The 21,004-nt window shown below is 68.8% G+C and carries 22 protein-coding genes; 8 read left to right on the top strand and 14 right to left on the bottom strand.

Annotation, left to right across the window (positions count from 1 at the left end; translation table 11 throughout):
- Positions 1 to 113 precede the first annotated feature (113 nt).
- Genes FIF60_RS00325 through FIF60_RS00370 form a run of 10 tightly spaced genes read right to left on the bottom strand, consistent with a single transcriptional unit; the run spans position 114 to position 7,562 of the window.
- A complete protein-coding gene (locus FIF60_RS00325; RefSeq protein ID WP_144182640.1) occupies positions 114 to 707 on the bottom strand; it encodes a malonic semialdehyde reductase in 594 nt (197 codons plus the stop codon).
- A gap of 11 nt (positions 708 to 718) precedes the next feature.
- On the bottom strand, positions 719 to 964 hold the full coding sequence (locus FIF60_RS00330; RefSeq protein WP_144182642.1) for a DUF2798 domain-containing protein: 246 nt from the start codon (positions 962 to 964) through the stop codon (positions 719 to 721).
- A 10-nt stretch (positions 965 to 974) separates the two neighbouring features.
- Positions 975 to 1,340, bottom strand: coding sequence for a HesB/IscA family protein (locus FIF60_RS00335; protein ID WP_144182644.1), 366 nt, complete (start codon positions 1,338 to 1,340; stop codon positions 975 to 977).
- Positions 1,341 to 1,369: 29 nt separating this feature from the next.
- Entirely contained in the window at positions 1,370 to 1,747 is a 378-nt protein-coding gene (locus FIF60_RS00340; RefSeq protein WP_144182646.1) for an SUF system Fe-S cluster assembly protein, read from the bottom strand.
- Positions 1,744 to 2,223: a Fe-S cluster assembly sulfur transfer protein SufU gene (sufU, locus tag FIF60_RS00345; RefSeq protein WP_144182648.1), complete on the bottom strand. Its 480-nt coding sequence runs from the start codon at positions 2,221 to 2,223 to the stop codon at positions 1,744 to 1,746. The genes FIF60_RS00340 and sufU overlap by 4 nt, the downstream gene beginning before the upstream one ends.
- 4 nt (positions 2,224 to 2,227) lie before the next feature.
- A complete protein-coding gene (locus FIF60_RS00350; protein ID WP_239451421.1) occupies positions 2,228 to 3,481 on the bottom strand; it encodes an aminotransferase class V-fold PLP-dependent enzyme in 1,254 nt (417 codons plus the stop codon).
- The gene (gene sufD, locus FIF60_RS00355) at positions 3,478 to 4,854 is read right to left on the bottom strand and encodes a Fe-S cluster assembly protein SufD (RefSeq protein WP_144182650.1); all 1,377 of its coding nucleotides are present in this window, start codon (positions 4,852 to 4,854) and stop codon (positions 3,478 to 3,480) included. The genes FIF60_RS00350 and sufD overlap by 4 nt, the downstream gene beginning before the upstream one ends.
- Positions 4,829 to 5,575, bottom strand: coding sequence for a Fe-S cluster assembly ATPase SufC (gene sufC / locus FIF60_RS00360; protein ID WP_144182652.1), 747 nt, complete (start codon positions 5,573 to 5,575; stop codon positions 4,829 to 4,831). The genes sufD and sufC overlap by 26 nt, the downstream gene beginning before the upstream one ends.
- Before the next feature lie 17 nt (positions 5,576 to 5,592).
- The gene (sufB, locus tag FIF60_RS00365) at positions 5,593 to 7,047 is read right to left on the bottom strand and encodes a Fe-S cluster assembly protein SufB (protein WP_144182654.1); all 1,455 of its coding nucleotides are present in this window, start codon (positions 7,045 to 7,047) and stop codon (positions 5,593 to 5,595) included.
- A gap of 47 nt (positions 7,048 to 7,094) precedes the next feature.
- Positions 7,095 to 7,562 carry an SUF system Fe-S cluster assembly regulator gene (locus tag FIF60_RS00370; RefSeq protein WP_144182656.1) on the bottom strand — a complete coding sequence of 156 codons (468 nt, stop codon included), beginning with the start codon at positions 7,560 to 7,562 and terminating at the stop codon, positions 7,095 to 7,097.
- 157 nt (positions 7,563 to 7,719) lie between these two features.
- Between FIF60_RS00370 and FIF60_RS00375 the strand changes: the two genes are divergently transcribed.
- The 3 genes from FIF60_RS00375 to FIF60_RS00385 are packed head-to-tail and all read left to right on the top strand — an operon-like array spanning position 7,720 to position 10,216.
- A complete protein-coding gene (locus tag FIF60_RS00375; protein WP_144182658.1) occupies positions 7,720 to 8,628 on the top strand; it encodes an SDR family oxidoreductase in 909 nt (302 codons plus the stop codon).
- On the top strand, positions 8,625 to 9,056 hold the full coding sequence (locus tag FIF60_RS00380; protein ID WP_144182660.1) for a bleomycin resistance protein: 432 nt from the start codon (positions 8,625 to 8,627) through the stop codon (positions 9,054 to 9,056). Before FIF60_RS00375 ends, FIF60_RS00380 begins: the two co-directional genes overlap by 4 nt.
- 2 nt (positions 9,057 to 9,058) lie before the next feature.
- A complete protein-coding gene (locus tag FIF60_RS00385) occupies positions 9,059 to 10,216 on the top strand; it encodes an acyl-CoA dehydrogenase family protein (protein WP_144182662.1) in 1,158 nt (385 codons plus the stop codon).
- Between the two features lie 6 nt (positions 10,217 to 10,222).
- Here the strand turns inward: FIF60_RS00385 and FIF60_RS00390 are convergent, their stop codons facing one another.
- The 3 genes from FIF60_RS00390 to FIF60_RS00400 form a co-directional block, all read right to left on the bottom strand.
- Positions 10,223 to 12,067: a TRAP transporter permease gene (locus FIF60_RS00390; protein WP_144182664.1), complete on the bottom strand. Its 1,845-nt coding sequence runs from the start codon at positions 12,065 to 12,067 to the stop codon at positions 10,223 to 10,225.
- Between the two features lie 31 nt (positions 12,068 to 12,098).
- Positions 12,099 to 13,043, bottom strand: coding sequence for a TAXI family TRAP transporter solute-binding subunit (locus tag FIF60_RS00395; RefSeq protein WP_144182666.1), 945 nt, complete (start codon positions 13,041 to 13,043; stop codon positions 12,099 to 12,101).
- Positions 13,044 to 13,135: 92 nt separating this feature from the next.
- Positions 13,136 to 13,981, bottom strand: coding sequence for an FAS1-like dehydratase domain-containing protein (locus FIF60_RS00400; protein ID WP_239451422.1), 846 nt, complete (start codon positions 13,979 to 13,981; stop codon positions 13,136 to 13,138).
- A 194-nt stretch (positions 13,982 to 14,175) separates the two neighbouring features.
- On the opposite strand from FIF60_RS00400, the gene FIF60_RS00405 reads away from it, so the two are divergent.
- The 5 genes from FIF60_RS00405 to FIF60_RS00425 all read left to right on the top strand — a co-directional run bounded on the left by FIF60_RS00405 (position 14,176) and on the right by FIF60_RS00425 (position 18,100).
- On the top strand, positions 14,176 to 14,955 hold the full coding sequence (locus FIF60_RS00405) for a class I SAM-dependent DNA methyltransferase (protein WP_144182668.1): 780 nt from the start codon (positions 14,176 to 14,178) through the stop codon (positions 14,953 to 14,955).
- Positions 14,956 to 14,977: 22 nt separating this feature from the next.
- Complete coding sequence (locus FIF60_RS00410) at positions 14,978 to 15,967, top strand: glycosyltransferase family 2 protein (protein ID WP_144182670.1); 990 nt, start codon at positions 14,978 to 14,980, stop codon at positions 15,965 to 15,967.
- On the top strand, positions 15,964 to 16,299 hold the full coding sequence (locus FIF60_RS00415; protein WP_144182672.1) for an EamA family transporter: 336 nt from the start codon (positions 15,964 to 15,966) through the stop codon (positions 16,297 to 16,299). Before FIF60_RS00410 ends, FIF60_RS00415 begins: the two co-directional genes overlap by 4 nt.
- A 157-nt stretch (positions 16,300 to 16,456) precedes the next feature.
- Complete coding sequence (locus FIF60_RS21985) at positions 16,457 to 17,197, top strand: PEP-CTERM sorting domain-containing protein (RefSeq protein ID WP_239451423.1); 741 nt, start codon at positions 16,457 to 16,459, stop codon at positions 17,195 to 17,197.
- 243 nt (positions 17,198 to 17,440) lie between these two features.
- Positions 17,441 to 18,100, top strand: a complete 660-nt coding sequence (locus tag FIF60_RS00425; RefSeq protein ID WP_144182676.1) for a PEP-CTERM sorting domain-containing protein — start codon at positions 17,441 to 17,443, stop codon at positions 18,098 to 18,100.
- Between the two features lie 87 nt (positions 18,101 to 18,187).
- Here the strand turns inward: FIF60_RS00425 and FIF60_RS00430 are convergent, their stop codons facing one another.
- Positions 18,188 to 20,983, bottom strand: coding sequence for a phosphoenolpyruvate carboxylase (locus FIF60_RS00430; protein ID WP_144182678.1), 2,796 nt, complete (start codon positions 20,981 to 20,983; stop codon positions 18,188 to 18,190).
- Between the last annotated feature and the right edge of the window lie 21 nt (positions 20,984 to 21,004).

The raw sequence follows: 21,004 nt of genomic DNA on the forward strand, positions 1-21,004 counted from the left end.
CCCGGCATTCCTGACCCCTCCTCAGTGCCGCTCCGTGTCGTTGCCAGAGCGTTTCCGGCCGGGATGCTGGCACGCGACCCACGCCGGCTCAAGCCCGGCCGGGCCGACCCGGGTCAGAGGATTTCGCACACCTCGTCGAACGCGAAGCGCGGCGAGCGCGGGAAGATCTTCGCCGGGTCGCCATGGCCGAGGCTGCAGAGGAAGTTCGTCTTGACCTTCGTGCCGGCCCAGAACGCGGCGTCGACGCCTGCGGCATCGAAGCCCGACATCGGCCCGCAATCGAGGCCCACGGCCCGGGCGGCGAGGATGAAGTAGCCGCCCTGGAGCGAGCCGTTGCGGAAGGCGGTGGCCTGGATGTGATCGGGCTTGCCCTCGAACCAGCTCTTGGCCGTCTGGTTGTGCGGGAAGATGCGCGGCAGGTGCTCGTAGAACTCGAGGTCGTAACCGATGATTGCGACCACGGGCGCCGTCATGGTCTTGTCGGCGTTGCCGGCGCTCAGATGCGGCTTGAGCTTCTCCTTCGCCTCGCGGGAGGTGAGGAACTTGACGCGCATCGGCTGAATGTTTGCTGAGGTCGGCCCCCACTTCACGAGGTCGTAGAGGCGAACCAGCATCTCCTTCGCCACCGGCGTGTCGCGCCAGCCGTTCTGCGTGCGCGCGTCGCGGAACAGGGTGTCGAGGGCAGGCTCGGCAATCGGCTCGGCCATCCTATGCTCCTTCAGATGCCACGCCCGTGCGCGGGCTCGGTGATGGCGGACACGATCCTGCGCACCAGCGGCGCGACGACGAGGACGGTCGGGAAAGCGATCGCCCACGCGACGGACCAGGACGACATCCATGCCGTCGGCATCTCCCGCACCGCACCGAGCGCATTGAGGGTTGCGATGCCAGAGACGATGAAGCTCATCAGCCCTGACAGGAGGAGCCCGAACAGGACCGGCGCATAACGGGCGGGAAAACGCATTGCGGAAGCGTCAGATGTGGAAGCTCTCGCCGCAGCCGCAGCGGCCCTTCTCGTTCGGATTGGTGAAGGTGAAGCCTGAGGAGAGCTTGTCCTCGGCATAGTCCATCACGGTTCCGATCAGGAAGAGGCTCGCCTTGCGGTCGATCAGCACGGTCAGCCCCTTGTCGGTGACGACGTCGTCGTTCGGCCCCGGCTCGTCGACATAGGCCATGTCGTAGGAGAGGCCCGAGCAGCCGCGCGTGCGCACGCCGATTCGCAGGAACTTCTTCGCTCCCGGCGTCTCGTACAGCTTGCGCAGCCGCTCCGCCGCGCTCTCGGTGAGCGTCATCAGCGGCGGCAGCGCGCGGGGCTTCTTCGGTTCGGCGAGCGTGCTCATGGTTGAAAGCCTATCACGTTTGCCCGGGCTCAGAACATGTTCACGGCGAGGCGGGCTTCCTCGCTCATCCGGTCCGGCGTCCAGGGCGGGTCCCAGACGACATCGACATCGCAGCGCGTCACGCCCGGCACGCCGAGGATGGCGCCGCGCACCTGTTCGGGCAGTTCCTGCGCCGCGGGGCAGCCCGGAGCGGTCAGCGTCATCTCGACCTTCACGTGGCCGTCATCCTCGATCTCGATCGCGTAGATGAGGCCGAGCTCGTAGATGTTCACGGGGATCTCGGGGTCGTACACGGTCGCGCAGGCTCCGATGACGGCGTCCTCGCTCACCCCCTGGGGAGCGGGGGACACCTCGCCGTCCGGCGTCCAGGCCGAGTGCACCGCAGCGTCGTCGCGTTCGCCGCTCATTCCGTCGTCGCCTTTCCTTCACCCGCCAGCGCGGCCTCGAGAGCATGCCACGCAAGCGTCGCGCACTTCACCCGCGAGGGATATTCCGACACCCCGCCCAGCGGCGCGAGCCGTTCCATGGCCTCGGCCACAGCCCCCTGGCACGCGGGGCAGGCCCCGGTGCGGGCGAGGGAGCGCAGCGCCGATGCCAGCTCCTTCGCCTCGTCCGCCGTGCGGCCCGATACCAGCTCGGTCATCAGGCTCGCAGAGGCCTGGCTGATCGCGCAGCCACGGCCCTCGAACGACGCCTCGGCGATCCGCCCATCGGCGCCGAGGCGGAGGAACACCTCGACCCTGTCGCCGCACATCGGGTTGTCGCCCTTGGCGGAACGATCCGCATCCGCAAGTCGCCGGTGGTTCCGCGGGTGCCGGCCGTGGTCGAGGATCACCTCCTGGTAGAGGTCCCTCAGCTCGTCGAAGGCGGCAGCACCCGTCATCGCCTCACCGGAAGAAGGCCCGCACCCGCGCGAGCTGCTCGGCCAGATAATCGATCTCGGCCATCGTCGTATAGGCAGCGAAGCTCGCCCGGGCTGTGCTATCCAGGCCGAAGCGGCGCATCAGCGGCTCGGCGCAGTGCTGGCCCGCGCGCACCGCGATGCCCTGGCGGTCGAGGATCGTCGCGACGTCATGGGCGTGCACGCCATCGAGGGTGAAGCTTACCACCCCGCCCCGGTCCTGCGCCTGGCCCAGGACTCGCACGCCCTCGATCTCGGAAAGCCGCGCCAGCGCATGGTCGGTCAACGCCTGCTCGTGCGCGGCCACGCGGTCCCACCCGAGCGCAACGGTCCAGTCGATCGCGGCCTTCAGCCCGACGCCCTCGAGGATCGCCGGCGTGCCGGCCTCGAACTTGTGCGGCACCTTGGCCCACTCGCTTCGCTCGAAGGAGACGGTCGAGATCATGTCGCCGCCACCGAGAAAGGGCGGCATCGCCTCGAGCAGTTCGCGCCTTCCCCAGAGAACGCCGATGCCTGTCGGCCCGTAGAGCTTGTGGCCGGTGAAGACGTAGAAGTCGCACCCCAGCGCCTGGACATCGACCTTGCGGTGCACCACCGCCTGGCTGCCGTCGAGCATCACCTTCGCGCCCGCCTCGTGCGCGAGCGCGACGATCCGCTCCACCGGCGTGTAGGTGCCGAGGACGTTCGACATGTGCGTGATGGCGACGAGCTTCACACGCCCGTCGTCGAGCAGCGTGGCGAAGGCCTCCATGTCGAGCTCGCCCGCATCGGTCACGGGGGCGATGCGGAGCTCGATTCCATGCGAATCCCTCAGCATTTGCCAGGGCACGATGTTGCTGTGGTGCTCCATCGCGCTGATGAGCACCGCATCGCCCGGCTTGAGGACCGCCCGCCCGTAGCTGTGGGCGAGGAGGTTGATCCCCTCCGTCGTGTTGCGGACGAAGACGATCTCCTCGCGCTCCTTCGCGCCGAGCAGCGCCTGGGCGGCGTCACGCGCTGCCTCGTAGGCCTCCGTCGTACGCTCGCTCATCCAGTGCAGGCCGCGATGGATGTTGGCGTACTGGTGCTCCATCGCATGCACCATCGCCTCGATCACCGCGCGCGGCTTCTGCGCGGAGGCTGCGCTGTCGAGGAACACGAGCGGCTTGCCCCGCACCTGCTCGCGCAGGATCGGGAACTGCGCCCGGATCGCCGCGACATCGAGCGCGGCCGGCCTGTCGAGGATGCGCGCGTCGTTCACGCCCCCGCCTCCGCATGCGCGCGCGCCCACCACGCCGCCGTCGCCGCGGCGAGCGCGGCACGAAGCGTCTCGTCTCGCACGGCCTCGAGCGCATCGGCGAGGAACGCCTCGATCAGCATCGCGCGCGCCTCGGCGAGCGGCAGGCCGCGGCTGCGGAGATAGAAGAGCTGGTCGGCGTCGAGTTCGCCGACCGTCGCGCCGTGGCTGCACTTCACGTCGTCGGCGTAGATCTCGAGCTGCGGCTTGGCGTCGATCTCCGCCGTCGGGCTCAGCAGGAGCGCCTGGTTCATCTGGTAGCCGTCGGTCTTCTGCGCGACCTGGTGGACGTGGATCTTGCCCTGGAAAACCGCGCGCGAGGCCCCCGAAAGGACGGACTTGAAGGTCTGCCGGCTCGCACAGTTCGGCGCGGCGTGCGTCAGCACCGTCGTGGTGTCGACATGCCGCGCCCCGTCGCCGAGTTGCGCGCCGTTCAGATGCGCGACCGCCTTGGGCCCCGCGAGCGTTGCATGCACCTCGTTCCGGGCAAGCCGTGCGCCGGTGGCGAGAACGAAGCTGTCGTACTCCGCCTCCTCTGCCACATGTGCGAAGACGGTCGAGACCTGGAAGCCCGTCGCCGCCTCGGCCTGCAGGCGCACATGCGTCATCCGTGCGGCCTTCCCGAGCGTGATCTCGGCGACCGTGTTGTTCAGGTACGCGCCCTCGCCGAGAGCACTGTCGAAGAGGGTGAGCTCCGCGCCCTCTGCGATGTGGATCAGGTGACGCGGGTGGAAAGCGACCGGGCGCTCGCCGCCGCCGCGGCCGACCGAGACGAGGTGAAGCCGCGCTGCCGCCTCCGGGGCCGCCGTGCAGGTGATCACCGCGCCGTCGTCGGCGAGCATGGTGTTGAGCGCGACGAAGGTTCCGGACTCGGCATCGGCGAGCGCGCCAAGGCGCCCCTCCCCCCCGCCCATTGCCAGGAGCGAGCTGAGGCTCTCGACGCGCACGCCATCCGGCAGGCTGTCGAGATCGGAGAGGTCTGGCCGGAAGGCACCGTCGACGAAAACGAGCCTGGGCGCGCCCGCATCGGCCACGCCGTCGGGCAGCCGTGCCGCCCCGCCCCGCTCAGGTGCTGCGAAGCGCAGCTCCGCGAGGCTGCGCAGGTCGGTGTAGTGCCAGGCCTCGTTGCGGCGCGTCGGGAAGCCGAGGCGCGCGAAGGCCTCGGCCGCACGGTCACGCAGGGTCGCGAGCCACTCGGGCCCCTCCTCCGCGCGGCGCAGCTCGAGCATCGCCGCCACGGAGGGGTGGACCAGCGGCATCGGCGCGCCGCCCATCTCGCGGACGGCGCCGTCCATCACCGGAACCGCCATCTCAGGCTGCCTGCTGGAGCTCGCCATAGCCCTTCTCCTCGAGCTCGAGCGCAAGCTCCGGCCCGCCGGAGCGGACGATGCGGCCGCCGAGAAGCACATGCACCCGGTCGGGCACGATGTAGGTCAGAAGCCGCTGGTAGTGGGTGATCACAAGCATGCCGCGCTCCGGCCCGCGCAGCGCGTTCACGCCGTCGGCGACGATCTTCAGCGCATCGATGTCGAGGCCGCTGTCGGTCTCGTCCAGAACGCAGAAGGCGGGCTCGAGCACGGCCATCTGCAGGATCTCGTTGCGCTTCTTCTCGCCGCCCGAGAAGCCCACGTTGACGAAGCGCTTGAGCATCTCCTCGGTCATGCCGAGCGCCTTCATCCTGCCGCGCACGAGCTTGAGGAACTGCATCGCGTCGAGCTCCGCCTCGCCGCGCTTGCGGCGAAGCGCGTTCATCGCCTGGCGAAGGAAGTTGGCATTGCCCACGCCGGGAAGCTCGACCGGATACTGGAAGGCCAGGAAGAGGCCGGCGGCGGCACGGTCCTCGGGCTCCATGGCAAGCAGGTCCTCGCCGCGGAACTGCACCGACCCGCCCGTCACCTCGTAGCCCTCGCGACCGGCCAGAACGTAGCCGAGCGTCGACTTGCCCGAGCCGTTCGGCCCCATGATGGCGTGCACCTCGCCCGCGGGCACCTCGAGGTCGATGCCCTTCAGCACCGTCTTCTCGTCGATCGCCGCAGTCAGCCCTTCGATCTTCAGCATCGCCTTCATTCCCTCACTCACCCGACGCTGCCTTCGAGGCTGATCGCCAGAAGCTTCTGCGCTTCCACGGCGAACTCCATCGGCAGCACCGCGAGAACCTCGCGGCAGAACCCGTTGACGATCAGCCCGACCGCCTCCTCCTCGGAGAGGCCGCGCTGGCGGCAGTAGAAGAGCTGGTCCTCGGCGATGCGGCTCGTCGTCGCCTCGTGCTCGACCTTCGCCGTCGGGTTCCGGCTCTCGATATAGGGCACCGTGTGCGCGCCGCACTGGTTGCCGATCAGCAGGCTGTCGCACTGGGTGAAGTTCCGCGCGTTGTGCGCCTTCGGCATGATGCGAACCAGGCCGCGATAGGTGTTCTGGCCGTGCCCGGCGCTGATGCCCTTCGAGACGATCGTGCTCTTCGTGTCGCGCCCGAGATGGATCATCTTCGTGCCGGTATCGGCCTGCTGGTAATTGTTGGTGATCGCGACCGAGTAGAACTCCCCGACCGACCCGTCGCCCTGCAGGATGCAGGAGGGGTACTTCCAGGTGATGGCGCTGCCGGTCTCGACCTGCGTCCAGGAGATCTTACTCCGGACGCCGCGACAGGCGCCGCGCTTGGTCACGAAGTTGTAGATGCCGCCTCGCCCCTCGGCGTCGCCGGGGTACCAGTTCTGCACCGTCGAGTACTTGATCGAGGCCTCGTCGAGCGCGACGAGCTCGACCACCGCGGCGTGGAGCTGGTTCTCGTCGCGCATCGGCGCCGTGCAGCCCTCGAGGTAGGAGACGGAGGCCCCCTCCTCGGCGATGATCAGCGTGCGCTCGAACTGGCCGGTGTTGCGCGCGTTGATGCGGAAATAGGTCGAGAGCTCCATCGGGCAGCGCACGCCCTTCGGGATGTACACGAACGATCCGTCGGAGAAGACCGCGCTGTTCAGCGCGGCGTAGAAATTGTCGCCAGCCGGAACGACGGAACCGAGATATTTCCGCACGAGCTCGGGGTGGTTGTGCACCGCCTCGGAGAACGAGCAGAAGATCACGCCCACCGCCGCGAGCTTGTCCTTGAACGTCGTCGCAACGCTCACGCTGTCGAACACGGCATCGACGGCCACGCCCGCGAGACGCTCCTGCTCCTTCAGCGGAATGCCGAGCTTCTCGTAGGTCCGCAGAAGCTCAGGGTCGATCTCGTCGAGCGACTTCGGAGCCACCGTCTGCTTCGGCGCGGCGTAGTAGGATGCCTCCTGGAAGTCGATCGGCGGGTAGGACACCGCCGCCCAGTGCGGCACCTCCATGGACTGCCAGGCCTTGAACGCCTTCAGCCGCCAGTCAAGCAGCCATTGCGGCTCCTGCTTCTTGCCGCTGATGAGGCGCACGACGTCCTCGTCGAGGCCCTTCGGGATGATGTCCTGCTCGACATCGCTCTCGAAGCCCCACTTGTACGTGCCCTGCGTGACGTCGCGGACCGTATCGATCGTCTCGGCAACCGCTGGCATTGACCCTCTCTATCTTCCCTTCCCCGCCCGGGGTCTCGTGTCTCGTATCAGGCAACCACCACGGCGGCCCGCTCTCGGGCCGGTGGCGCCCAGGCGGGGCACTGCATGTCGGCAAGCGTGATTTCGGACAGCGCGCGGCGGATCGCCGTGTTCACCGGGTCCCACCGCCCGCGCACGGGGCAGCTCCCTTCCGCCTCGCAGGACCCTGTCGCGCCATCGACGCAGGCAGCAAGTGCGATCGGCCCCTCGACGGCGACGATCACATCCGCGATCGCCGTCCGGGCCAGGGGTCGGGCGATCCGGTAGCCGCCCTGGGCGCCGCGCCGGCTGGTGACAAGCCCAGCGGAGCCAAGCAATTTCAGCACCTTGGCAACAGTGGGTTCGGCGATGCCGGTGGCCGCCGCAAGGTCAGTCGCGCTGCGCTGGTCTGCACCGCCGTCCGGCCGCACGCCCTCGCGGCCGAGCTCGCTCAGCACGACGACGGCATAGTCCGACATCTTCGACAGCCTGAACATGGCGCGCCCCAATCTGGACCTACCCGGTCCTGTTTCGCAGATGCGCCCTGGACAGTGCCATGTCAAGGCGGCGCGGCGTCAGACCACCCCCGAAGCTAGGCGGAGCGCGGGGGAGGTTCTAGAACCGCAGCCGCGGTATGCACAGGGAGGAAGGCCGATGCTTTTGGCTGGCAAGGTTGCGGTGGTGACGGGCTCGGGCGGCGGCATCGGGCGTGAGATCGCGACGGCGATGGCCCGCGAAGGGGCGAAGGTGGTGGTCAACGATGTCGGCGCCTCGGTCACCGGAACGGGAGGCGATGCGACGCCGGGCCGCCAGACGGTGCAGCTCATCGAGCAGGCCGGCGGCGAGGCGGTTCTCGACACCAACTCGGTGGCGGAGTGGGACAGCGCCCAGGCGATCGTGAACACCGCGCTCGAGCGGTTCGGCCGGCTCGACATCGTCGTCAACAATGCCGGCATCCTGCGCGACGTGATCTTCCACAAGATGAGCCCGGAGGACTGGCTCTCCGTCATCGGCGTGCACCTCAACGGCAGCTTCTTCGTCTCCCGCGCCGCAGCGACGCATTTCCGCGAGCAGGGCTCGGGCTGCTTCGTCCACATGACCTCGACCTCGGGGCTGATCGGCAATGTCGGGCAGGCTAACTACTCCGCGGCCAAGCTCGGCATCGCCGCGCTCTCGAAGTCGATCGCGCTCGACATGGTGCGGTTCGGCGTGCGCTCGAACTGCATCTCTCCCTTCGCGTGGAGCCGGATGATCGGTGCGATCCCGACCGACACGCCGGAGCAGAAGGCACGCGTGGCCAAGCTGCAGCAGATGACGCCCGACAAGATCGCGCCGATGGCCGTCTACCTCGCCTCCGACCTCGCCAAGGACGTCACGGGCCAGATCTTCGCGGTGCGCAACAACGAGATCTTCCTGATGGGCCAGAGCCGCCCGCTTCGCTCGGTGCACCACGACGGCGGCTGGACGGCGCAGCGCATCGCCGACACCGCGATCCCCGCGATGCGCGCGAGCTTCTACCCCCTCGACCGCTCGGCGGACGTGTTCTCCTGGGACCCCGTATGACGGGGTTGGAGGAGCGTCGCGCCGCCCTCGTTCCAGAACTCTACTGCTCCGATGTCAAAGCCAGCATCGACTTCTACACCCGGCTCCTGGGCTTCACGGTGCTCTACGACAGGCCAGAAGAAGGGTTCGCCTATCTCGAGCGGCAAGGCGCCGAGCTGATGCTCGAGCAGCAGAGCCCCGGCTGGTCCGTTGGCCCGCTCGAGCATCCCTATGGCCGAGGCATGAACCTGCAGATCAGGGTCTCGTCCCTCTCGCCGATCCTCGAGGCACTCGCGCAGGAGGGCATCGCACTGTTCCGCCCAGTGGAGGATCGCTGGTACCGCATCGCCGCGGTGGAGGGCGGCAATCGCCAGGTCCTGGTGCAGGACCCGGACGGGTATCTCCTGCGCTTCTTCGAGAGCCTGGGTGACCGCCCGATCGGAGGCTGAAGGTGGATTTCTCACTGACCGAGGAACAGCGCGCCTTCCAGGAGAGCGTGCGCCGCTTCGCCGCAGACCATCTCGCGAAGGATGCCGTCGCCCGCGCGCATGACGAGGGCTTCCCCTGGGCCATCGCGAAGCTGATGGCCGAGAACGGCCTCTTCGGCATCATTCTTGCCGAGGAGGATGGCGGCCAGGGCGGGGCGCTGATGGATGCCGTCCTCGCGGCCGAGGCGGTGGCGGAGGTGTGCCCCAGGAGTGCCGACGTGCTGCAGGCAGGCAATTTCGGCGCCTTCCGCACCCTCGCCGAGTACGCGACGCCCGAGCAGAAGGAGCGCTGGTTCGCACCGCTTCTCGCCGGCGAGGCGATCTGCGCCGTCGGCATGACGGAGCCCGAGGCCGGCTCGGCGCTGACCGACCTGCGCTCGACCTGCACGCCGGACGGCAACGGATACCGCCTCAACGGCGGCAAGGTGTTCACCTCGAACAGCGACGATGCCTTGGTGTTCCTCATCTACTGCCGCTTCGGGCCGGGCACCGAAGGCATCGGCAGCGTCATCCTCGAGCGAGGGATGGAAGGCTTCTCGATGGGCGAGAAGCGACGCTATCTCAACGGCGAGACCTGGCGGCCGCTCCATTTCGACAACGTGTTCGTCCCGCCAGGCAACGTGCTGCTGAGGGAGGGCGGGTTCCGCCGCCAGATCGCCGGGTTCAACGTCGAGCGCGTTGGCAACTCGGCGCGGTCGCGCGCGGTGGGCGAATGCGCGTTCCGGATCGCCAAGGAGCATGCCGAGACGCGCGTGCAGTTTGGCCGCAGGCTGATGGAGTTCCAGGGCCTGCAGTGGAAATTCGCCGAGATGCGCGTCGCTCTCGACGGCGCGCGGCTCCTCCTCTACCGCGCGGCCGCGAATGCCGGGCGCGGCCTGCCCGACCCTCAGGAGGTCGCGATCGCCAAGTATGCCTGCAACCAGGCGGGCTGGCTCGCTGTGAACGAGGCGATGCAGGTGATGGGCGGCACCGGCTATTCCGACGACGTGCTGCTCGAATACTGCCTGCGCAAGTCGCGCGGCTGGATGATCGCCGGCGGCTCGCTCGAGATGATGCGGAACCGCATCGCCGAGGGGGTGTTCGGCCGAAGCTTCCCGCAGCGCCCGCCGAAGGGCGGCTGAGCGCCGCTACTCCGCCGGCGCCTCGCGCCGCCGCGTGGCGAGCTGCGTCAGGATCACCGCTGCGGCAAGCCCCGCTCCTGCGAGATCGGTGACGAGGCCTGGCTTGATCAGGCACAGGGCGGCGGCGATCAGCGCGGCGCGCTGCCAGGCCGCCGTCGGGCCGATCAGATAGCCGTGCAGCCCGCCCGCGAGAAGCAGGCACCCGGCCGTCGCCGTCACCGAGGCATGCACCACGTTCGGCCAGTCGCCGATGAGCAGCAGCGCGGGCTCGTAGACGAACATGAACGGCACGATGAACCCGGCCGCGCCGATCTTCACCGCCGCCCATCCCGACGACCAGAGCTCGCTCTTGGCAAGCCCCGCGGCGGCGAACACGGCGAGCGCGACGGGCGGGGTGATGGCCGACAGGATCGCGAAATAGAAGGCGAACATGTGCGCGGCAGGCTCGACCACGCCGAGCTTGATCAGCGCCGGCACGAGAAGCGAGACCATCACGATGTAGGCCGGCGTCGTCGGCATGCCCATGCCGAGGATGATGCCGGCGATCATCGTCATCACCAGGGCGAGGAGCAGGCTGTTCTGCGCCACGTTCACGACGACCTGCGTGAAGGTGATGCCGAGCCCGGTCAGCGCTATGATGCCGATGACGATGCCGGCGCAGGCGCAGGCCATGGCCACGCCGAGCGCGCCCTTCGCGCCGTCGAGCAGGGCCTCCCACACCGCGCGCACCGATACGTTCTGCCGCGAGCTCGCCCGGAGGAGCGCGACTGGGAAGCAGGTGAGCGTGCCGACGAGTGCGGCGAGCGGCGCCGAGTAGCCGCCGAACAGCCCCAGCAGGATCAGGATGATCGGGATGAAGAGGTGCCCGTTCGTGGTGATCGTGTGCATGAATCGCGGCACTTCGTGCTCGGGAAGACCGGCGAGCCGCGCCCGCTTTGCCTCGAAATGCACCGCTGCGAAGGTTGCCGCATAGTAGAGCGCCGCGGGAAGCGCCGCCCACTGCACAACCTGGAGATAGGCCACCCCCATGTACTCGGCCATCACGAAGGCCGCCGCGCCCATGATCGGCGGCATGATCTGGCCGCCCGTGCTGGCCACCGCCTCGACGCCCGCAGCGAAGGGCGGGCGGAAACCTGTGCGGAGCATCAGCGGGATCGTCACCTGGCCGGTGACCATCACGTTCGCCACCGCCGAGCCCGAGACGGTGCCGAACAGGCTCGAGGACAGCACCGCCACCTTGCCCGGCCCGCCGGTCGACCGGCCGGTGAGCGACAGGGCGAAATCCATGAACAGCTTGCCCGTGCCCGACCGTTCCATGAACGATCCGAACAGTACGAAGATCACCACGAACCCGGCCGAGACGCCGAGCGTCGAGCCGAAGATTCCATCCGTCGTCAGGTAGAGCTGGTCGAGGATGACGAGCGGCGTGACCGAGGTGAAGAAAAACGCATAGACAAGGAAAACGAGCGCAGTGACCGGCAAGGCCCAGCCGATCGAACGCCGCGTCGCCTCGAGGATCGTCGCGACGCAGGCCCAGCCCATGATCTGCTGCATCATGGTCGGGTCGTCGATCATCGGGATCCTGTTCACGAGATCCTCGTAGGTCGCGAACAGGTAGAGGATGGGTGCGGCGGCGACGATCAGGAGGATCCAGTCCTCGACGCCCGGGCTGCCGCCGCGGCTCTTCCGGAGCGGCAGCGTCAGGAAGACGAGGACGATCGCGAACAGAAGATGCATGCCGCGGAAGATCACCGCCTCGGGCGGTGAGACGGCGATCGCCCACATGTGGAAGAGCGCCATCGCCGCAGCGATGACGCCGGCGAGAACGCTGACGGCGCGGCTGTAGGTCATGCTTCGGCCCCGAGCCGCGCCGTCCCCGTCATCAGCCGCGCGCGCCCTGCTCGCGGTAGAAGCGCGCCGCACCAGGGTGCATCGGCACCCCGATATCCTCGGCCGCGGCGGCAGGCGTCAGCCCCTGCATCGCGCGGTTGATCGGGGTGAGCGCGTTCAGGTTCGCGAACATCAGCTGCACCATCCGGTACACACGCTCCTCCGGCTGCTCGCAGGAGGCGATCAGGTGCGCGGAGTAGACGATCTGCGGCACCGGGGCAGTCTGCTGCGGATAGGTGTTCGCCGGGATCGGTCCGAGATTGTAGCCGGCGTTGATCTTCTTCATCGCCTCGGCGTAGGGCGTGAGGTCGACGAAGCGGATCTGCCGCGCGCTCGCAAGGTCCATCACCGACGAGGCGGGAATCGTGGTGCCGAGCGTGAAGGCGACCGCGTGGCCGTCCTTCAGCAGGCCCACCGCGTCGGTGTAGCTCGCCTGGAAGTTGGCGCGCACGTCAGAGTAAGACATGCCGGCCGCGCGCAGGATGTGCTGCGTCACCACCTCTGCGGTGTTGCCGCGCGGCTGGATGGCGATCGACTTGCCGCGCAGGTCCGCGATGCGCGTGATGTTCGCATCCGCGACCGTCACCACCTGGAAGTACTGCGGGTAGAGATTGCCGAGGTTGCAGACCTTGGTGACCTTGCGGGGGAACGGTGCCTCGCCGTTCAGCCCGTCCACGGTGGTGATCGAGTTGCCGAAGCCGAGCTCGGCGCGGCCCTCGTCGATGCCGCGCACATTCGCCACGCCCGCGCCCGGAAGCGTCTGGATCGCGACGCCCGAGATGTTCTGTTCCCAGATGTTCTTGAGCGCGCCCGCGATCGGCACCCACACGCCGCCCTGCGGGCCGGTCATCATGCGCAGCGTCTGCGCCTCGGCGGACAGGACAGGCAGCGCGGCAAATGCGGCTGCGGCGGCCGCAAGGCGGATTCCTCGCTTCATGGACAGTCTCCCAGCTGCTGCGGCGTTGATCGCCGCCAGAGCGCGGCATTCAAAGTCGCCCTTGCGCGCGCGGTCAAGCCGAACCTGATGTTTCAGTCGAGCCCGGCTTCTGCCTGCATGCAGATGTGACCGTCAGCGTCTCGCGTCTCGAGCGCAACGTCGCCATCCCTTGCAACCGCGTGCAGCGTGAAGGGAGAGAGGTCGAACAGCGGGCGAAGACCGCGGAACGAGAAGCGCCGGATGCGCCTGCCCGGCACCTGGCGCGCGGCGAGGCCGGCGAGCAGCGTCGCCTGCAGCGGCCCGTGCACGATCAGCCCCGGATAGCCCTCGACCTCGGTGACATAGCTGCGGTCGTAGTGGATTCGGTGGCCGTTCGCGGTCAGCGCGGAGTAGCGGAACAGCAGCACGGGGTCGGGCGTCACCGTCTCCGTCACGGCGCAGGCTGACGGCGGCTCGGGCCTCGGCGCCGGCTTCACCGCCGCGCCTTCGAGGCCGCGATAGACAATGTCGTGCTCCTCGGTGATCGCCACGCCGCGCGGCCCGGCGATCTCGTGGCGGACGGTGACGAACACGAGCCGGCCGGTGCTGCCCGTCTTCTCCGCAACCTTGGTGATGGTGCTGGTCCGCACCATGCGCTCGCCCGCGAACACCTCGCCAGGGAAGGCGAGCCGGCCGCCTGCGAACATCCGCCGCGGCAGGTCATGCACAGGGGGCAGGAACCCGCCGCGCCTGGGGTGGCCATCCGGCCCGATCGACGACGCCGGCACCCAGACCTGGAAATGCGTCCAGTGCCAGAGCGGCGGCAGCGCCCCGTCAGGCGCGCAGTCGCCGAGCGGGCGGTCGAGCGTCGCGGCGAGCGCCTGCATGCGCCCCTTGTCCACGACGTCCTCGGCCGTCTCAGTCCTGCCGATCCACTCGTCCCATGCGCCAGCGCTCACGCTGATTCTCCTCCCTCTTTTGCCCTGCGCTCTCGTACTGCGCCCGGGCGGCGGCGAAAAGCGCGGGGCGCGGGACGCAGGTTTCCGTACAGGTGGTCCGCGAGCACGCCGCGCGGACCGGACCGCGCCACGAAAGCGGCCAGATCCTGTGCGACAGAACCGCGCTTAGCGGGGGAACGTCATCCGGGAGCGAGATGGAAGCCGAGGAATACGCGTTGATGGACGCGGTCGAGGACCGGATGTGGTGGTACCGGTCCCTGCACGCGATGGTCCTGCGCGCCGTGGGAAAGACGCCTTCCCCGCCTGGCCTCCCATTGCTCGATGCCGGCTGCGGCACGGGCGGGCTGCTCCGCCGCATCGCCGATGCGATGGCGGAGGGCTCGCTGCCGCGCCGCCCTCTCGCCGGGTTCGACCTGGTGCCGGAGGCCGTGCTCCGCGCCCGCGCCAAGGTTCCGGACGCCGAGCTGATGCTCGCCTCGGTCAACGACCTTCCCCTCGCCTCGGGCAGCCTCGGCACCGTCGTCTCGTGCGACGTTCTCTGCCATCGGGCGGTGGACGAGGCGCGCGCGCTCGCCGAGATCCGCCGCGTGCTCGCCCCCGGTGGCGTCGTCGTGCTCAACATGCCCGCGCACCAATGGCTGTTCTCGGCGCATGACCGCCGCGTGCACACCCGCGAGCGCTACAGCCGCGCCAAGCTCCGGCAGCGGCTGACGGCGGCGGGCTTCCTCGTCGGCGAGGTGCTGCACTGGAACAGCCTTCTCTTCCCCCTGATGGTCGTGCAGCGGAAGCTTCTCTCGCGCGGTGGCGAGGGTGAGGCCTCGCCACAGGACCGCAGCGATGTCGCCGCGTTCTCGCCACCGATCGAGGCCATGTTCCGGGGCGTGACCGGCGCAGAGCGCGCCCTCATCGGCCTTGGCGTTCGCTTCCCCGTCGGCGGCTCGCTGCTCGCGGTGGCCGCCAAGCCGCTCGCGTGACACTCTCTCCCGGATGACGACGATGGACATGCCGCTTCCTGACTGGGCCCCGCGCGGCGCCGATGCGCCAGCGCTCTCGATCGTCGTGCCCGTCTACAACGGGGCGGCGACCGTCGGCGCGCTGGTGGCCGCGCTCGAGACGCTCGAGGTGCCAGGCGGGCTCGAGATCGTGCTGGTCAATGACGGCAGCCCCGACAACAGCGGCGAGGTGTGCCGCGCCCTGCTCGGGCGCAGCGCCGTGCCGATCACGTATGTCGAGCACGCGCGGAATTACGGCGAGCACAACGCGGTCATGACCGGGCTGAGGCACGCCCGCGGCGCCTACGTCATCACCATGGACGACGACCTGCAGAACCCGCCCGAGGAAGTCGTCCGCCTGTTCCTGCACACGCGAGACGGGGGCTACGACGTCGTCTACACCCGCTATGCCGAGAAGAAGCACGAGGGCTGGCGCAACCTGGGCAGCCGCTTCGCCAACCGCGTGGCCGACATCCTGATCGACAAGCCGCGGGGCCTCTACCTCTCCTCTTTCCGCTGCATGAGCCGCGTGGTGGTCGACGGCGTGACGCGCTACGAGGGACCGTTCCCCTATGTGGACGGCCTGATCATGCAGGTGACGCAGCGCATCGGCTCGCTCGAGGTAATGCACCTGCCGCGCGCCCATGGCGTGAGCAACTACACGCTTCGGCGGCTGGTGCGGCTGTGGCTGAACCTCGCCGTGAACTTCTCCCTCCTGCCGCTTCGCTTCGCGGTATTCGCGGGCGTGGCGATGGCCGGTCTCGGCGCGCTCGGCGCGCTCTACGTCATCATCCATGCCCTGACGGGCGAGCAGCCGCAGGGCTGGGCCTCGACGATGGTCGTGATCCTGCTCGTCTCCGGCGTGCAGTTCGTCATCCTCGGCATCCTCGGCGAGTATCTCGGCCGGACGTTCATGACCGGCAACCGAAGGCCGCAAGGCATCGTGCGGACGGTGGCGCATGGCGAGCCTGTCGCCCGCGTGGGGCGCCGGTGAACCCGCACTGGGTCGCGCTCGCGGGCGCGATCGTCATCGGCGTCGCCGGCCAGCTTCTGCTGAAGGCCGGCGCGATCGGGCCTGGCGGGGTGGTGGAACAGGTGCTGCGCCCCACCACCCTCGGCGGCCTCGCCCTCTATGGCGGCGGCGCGTTCCTCTACCTGTTCGCCTTGCGCGGCATTCCCGTTTCGGTCGCCTTCCCTTCCGCGGCGGCGCAGTACGTCGTGGTCGCCGCCGTCGGCTGGCTTGTGTGGTCGGAGCCGGTCGGCATCCAGCAGATCGCCGGGCTCGGGCTCATCGTCGCCGGGGTGCTTCTGCTCGCGACGGCGTGAGAACACGTGTCGGGAAATTTGACAAACCCTCGCCGCGGGTCAAGGGTTGGACTGATAAGCCACTGAGCGTTATCACTTTTTAGTTCTGGCCTCGATCTTGCAAGCCCGTGCTTCAATCGCGGCGCCGTCAATGCCGCGTGCAAATGGAGCAGATCCGATGGTGCATAGGGCATGGCTTGGCATTGCAGGTGGCGTGGCGCTTCTCGCCTCGGGGGCATTGTCGACGCAGGTTCACGCGGCGCCTCTCTTTACGGTGACGGGTCAGCTGACCGGCGATCCGCGGACGGCCAACCCTGATGGCCTGATTGTTGACGTGAGCGTTGTGGTCGATGCTGCGACGCAGAACCGCGCGACTTGGACCGTCAACATCAACTCGCCGCTGCACCCGAACGTGCGGCTCGACAATTTTGCCTGGAACCTGCTCAACACGGGCAACAAGTATTCGCCTGCGAATGTCGGTTTCCAGAACGTGTCGCCGAGCGGCTGGGTCGGACAATTCTCGTCTCCGGGCAACAATGTCCCGGGCAGCGGCAACATGGACTTCCTCTGGGTAGCCGACGCCAACAACGCCAATAATGTGAACAACAACGTCACAAACTCGGTGAACCTGGTGTTCGACATGGTGTTGACCAGCGGAAACTTCCTGCTCAGCGACTTCACCAATGCGCCGAGCTCTTCGGGTGCCGGTGGTGCGCTGACGGGACAGATGGGCGCGCATCTCATCTCGCTCACCGTGAATAGCAATACCTGCCCGGGTGGCGGGTGCAGTGACTCGGGCTTCGCCACGGGCAACTATTCCAGCCCGACGATCCCGGTTCCCGAGCCTGCCACGCTCGCTCTGCTCGGCGCCGGCCTCCTCGGGCTCGGCCTCGCCCGGCGGGCGCGCCGTAAGGCCTGAACTCAGGAAGCGCGCGGTCCGGCCAGTCCGGATCGCGCGCAACACTCCGCTCCTGGTCCACTGGCGGTCTGGCTCACCGCGATCAGGACGCATTCGATGCGATATCGTGTCGAAGAAACTGACAGGGCGATGATAAGCCCTGTCCAGCAAGCGGATAAGCTCCTGATATCATTGTACGGCCCGAAAATTGCATAGTCCTGAATGCATGCCAGAAAGGCAGCAACGGGACACAGGGCAACGACAATGAAAAGAGAAACCTGGCTAGGCTTTGCGGCTGGCACGGCGATTCTCACGGGCGTTGCGATCGTCAATCCGGCCTCCGCCGCCTTCCTCGTCCAAGAAGGGATCGTTGGCGGCAGCGGAGATGTGGACAACGTCATCTCGAACGCCTGTACCGGTACGGTTACCGGTCCGGCGCCGCTCGTCCAGGGTTGCCTTAACAACGACCATGACGAGATCGTCAACTTCTCCAGCACCACCGACAATCTTGAGATTACCGGCGGCCAGGCTGAACTGACGGCAGTGGACGACATCATCAACCAGTTGACTGTCGAGCTGGCAGAAGTCGCCAGCACGTTTGCCAAGATGATCATCGACATCCAGCACACGAACAATACGGATGCCACCGTGACGTTCACGGCCGATCCGAACAGTGGCATGGGACCGTACGTGTTCAACCTCGGCAACGGCTCGAACTTCTTCACCATCACAGGTGAGGACTTCAACTCGGTGTCGTTCACGACGAGCCCGGATGCGGAGGTCGAGGTGGTCGATGTCAAGCAGGTTCGCCTAGGCGGCATCAGCGACGGGGGCACACCCGTTCCCGAGCCGGCGTCCCTTGCGCTCCTCGGCGCCGGCCTTCTCGGACTCGCCCTGGCGTGGCGCCGGCGTCGCGACGCCTGATACATCAAGGCTTGTCGGCGGAATTGACAGGCTAACATCTGTGGGGCGGCGCCGATCCGGGCGCCGCCGCGCGCGCGTCAGGGGCGATCAACCGAAGGCCCCCACCTCCTGGGTGATCGCCGCCGAAGCCTCGCGCACCAGCGCGAACAGCGCCCGCATCGGCTGGAACACCTCCGCATGCTCCTGCTCGTAGGTCGCAGCCTCGGCTGACCCTGGCGGCTCAGCGAAGTCGAGCGCGAGCGCCGCATCGGGATTGCGGGGAAACACCTCCTCGAGCACGGCAACCGCGCCGGGCACGTCGAGCCGGAGGATGCGCCCGAGGAGCGCCGAGCGGGTGATGCCGTGGCGGGGCGAGAAATCCGGAACCCGCACCGCGAGAAGCCAGATGCGATGGATCAGCGCGAGCCTGATCGCATGCAGCAGAACCAGCCGCTCCGGCGGGCGCTCACCAGGCCAGGCGGCCTCCATGGCAAGGGAATCCTGCTTCAGCCGGCGGAACATCCGCCGCACCGGCTCGGACAGGCCGAACTCCTCGAGCGCCGCCGCCACCTCGACCAGCGCCGCCGCCCTTCCCGGGCGCTGCGTCCTCGCCGCCCGGTCGAGCCATGTTCCGGGGTCGAGCGTCGCGACATAGCCGCGCAGGATGTCGAGCGATCCCGCCCGCCGCGCCGCCTCGGCCATGCCCATGGCGCGGCCGAAGCGCGGCGAGCGCGCGCGGAGCTCGGCAAACGTCTCGGGGCTTCGCGACGCGGCGCGGCCGAGACCGTGCAGCGTATTCGCGAGCCACCCCATCTGGTGCAGGATCGCATTGTTCGGAATGGCGCGGAGCTCGCGCGGGTGGGCGATGATCGCGGGCCCGCCGAACCCGTCGCGCTGCCGTGCGGCGGGGCGCGAGCCGGTCGGGTCGAGCAGCGCGGGGCCGAACGCCCCGAGCAGGGCGGCGTAGCCCGGGTCCTCGACCAGCGTCTCCATCTCCGAGCGGATGGTGCCGAAGAACTCGGCCGCCCAATCCGCCTCGGCATAGACGGGATCAGATGCGGCCTCTGACGGTTCGTCGGCGAAGGCATGCTCGGCGATGCGCGCGACGGTGGCGGAGGCGAGCGCGGGCGTGCCGAGGAGAAGGTAGCCGTCAGAGCCCTGGAAGCTGCTCTCCTCGCGCACCGTGAGCCCGGCTGCAGAGAACTGCGCCCGCGAGGCTGCGGGGGCGAGATACTCGAGCCTGTCGGCGAGCGAGCCGGGATGCGCGCCGCGGCCGATGCTCTCGCCGTGGGTGTTGAACAGCACGAGCTCGATGCCCGAGAGGTCGTAGCGGCGAAGCGTCTCGGCGAGCTTCAGCCTGAGCCGCTCGATCCAGTAGCTGGCCGCGAGCTGGCCGACGAACCGGCCGGAATCCGAGTAGCCGAACTGAAGGCAGAGCCGGCCTGTGGCGCGGAGATAGGCGCGCCAGTGCGGGCTCCTCAACGCCTCCTCGAGAACCCGCGCGCCGCGCTCGAGCCCCTCGGCCGTCTCGAAGAGCGGGCTGATCTCGACATGCCGCTCGATGCCGAAGCGCCGCGCGAGCCAGAGCGCGGCGAGGAGCGTGTAGCCCGTTTCCGTCTCGGCGATCAGGAATCGGATGGGCTGCGAGCGGTCGATGTGCTTGACGATCTGCGCGACCGTCATCATCAGCCGCGCGGCCGAGGCGCCCTCGGTCAGCAGCGCGCCGAAATCCACCGGAACGGGCTCGACGGTATCCAGCGCTGCGTTGATCGCGGCAAGCAGCCCGCGGCGGCGGGCGCGATCCTCCGGCCCGCCATCGAAGCCAAGGCGGTGGCGAAGCGCGTTGTGCACCTGCGTGGCGTTGAGCCGCACATGGGTGTGGGCGAGAGCGAGCCCGTGCGACACCAGCCCCGCGCGCGCCACCGCGAGCCGCATGCGTGTGGCATCGTCCGGCGCGGCCGCGGTCGCCTCGGCGAACAGCGGAAGCAGGGGCCCGGGTTCGTGCAGCGCCTGCTCCGCCCCGTCGACCAGCGCATGGGCGAAGCGCCGCACCGCCTCGGGCTCCGGGGCGGTGCCTTCGGGGCAGGCTTCGATCTGCCCGGCCACCGCCTGCTCGGCGTCGGCGATGCGCGCGGCGAGCGCGCCCCCGCCCACCGCCTCGCGAAGCCGGGCGAGCTGCAGCGACTTCATCCTCAGGCGGAAGCGGAGCGTGTCGGCAAAGCCGATATCGGTCCGCCCATCCGTGTCGTAGCCGACCCAGCTCGCCACCAGCACAGGCGCCGGCGCGAGGCTGTGCCAGCGGTCGGGCCACACCGCGCGCGCGGCGGCGAGCAGCGCCTCGGCGAAGGCATCGAGCGCGTCGCGCGCATGCCCGATCGCCACCGAAGCCGCGTCGAACTCCTCCGCGAGCGTGATCGGGCCGGGGCGGAGGCGCATCGGGTCGATCGCGCCGAGCCCGCCCGCGGCTTCGGCGAGCAGCGCCGCGGTCGCGCGCGGCATCGCGAAGGTCGGGTGCGCGGTGAACACCGCGGCGTAGCGGGCATGCTCGACGAGCGTGCGGTAGGCGGCGAAGGGAACCGGGCTGTCGGCCGGGTCGGGCCGGACGAGCCTTGCCGCGAGCCGCGCGAAGGAGGCCGGCCCGGGCGGGCCTGCGTATCCGGCAAGCCTCCCTGCCCTCGCCCGGAACGCCGCCGCGCCGAGGCGGCGGAGCACGACGGTCAGGCCCGGAAGGTCGAGCCGCCCGTCATCGAGCCTGCGCGAGATCGCGAGCGCGGCGGAGGAGACCGGGTCGGCGAACGGGTCGGTCGCTGCGTCGGCGAGCAGGCGCGCGACCGCGCCCTGGAGATCGGCTATCGCCGCCTCCGCCGCATCCGCCCCGGCGTCCGTTCCCGCTGCATCGGCCATGCCGAGGATTGTGCACGTGCG

The organism is Elioraea rosea (genome assembly GCF_007644105.1).
In the GTDB taxonomy this organism is placed as follows: domain Bacteria; phylum Pseudomonadota; class Alphaproteobacteria; order Acetobacterales; family Acetobacteraceae; genus Elioraea_A; species Elioraea_A rosea.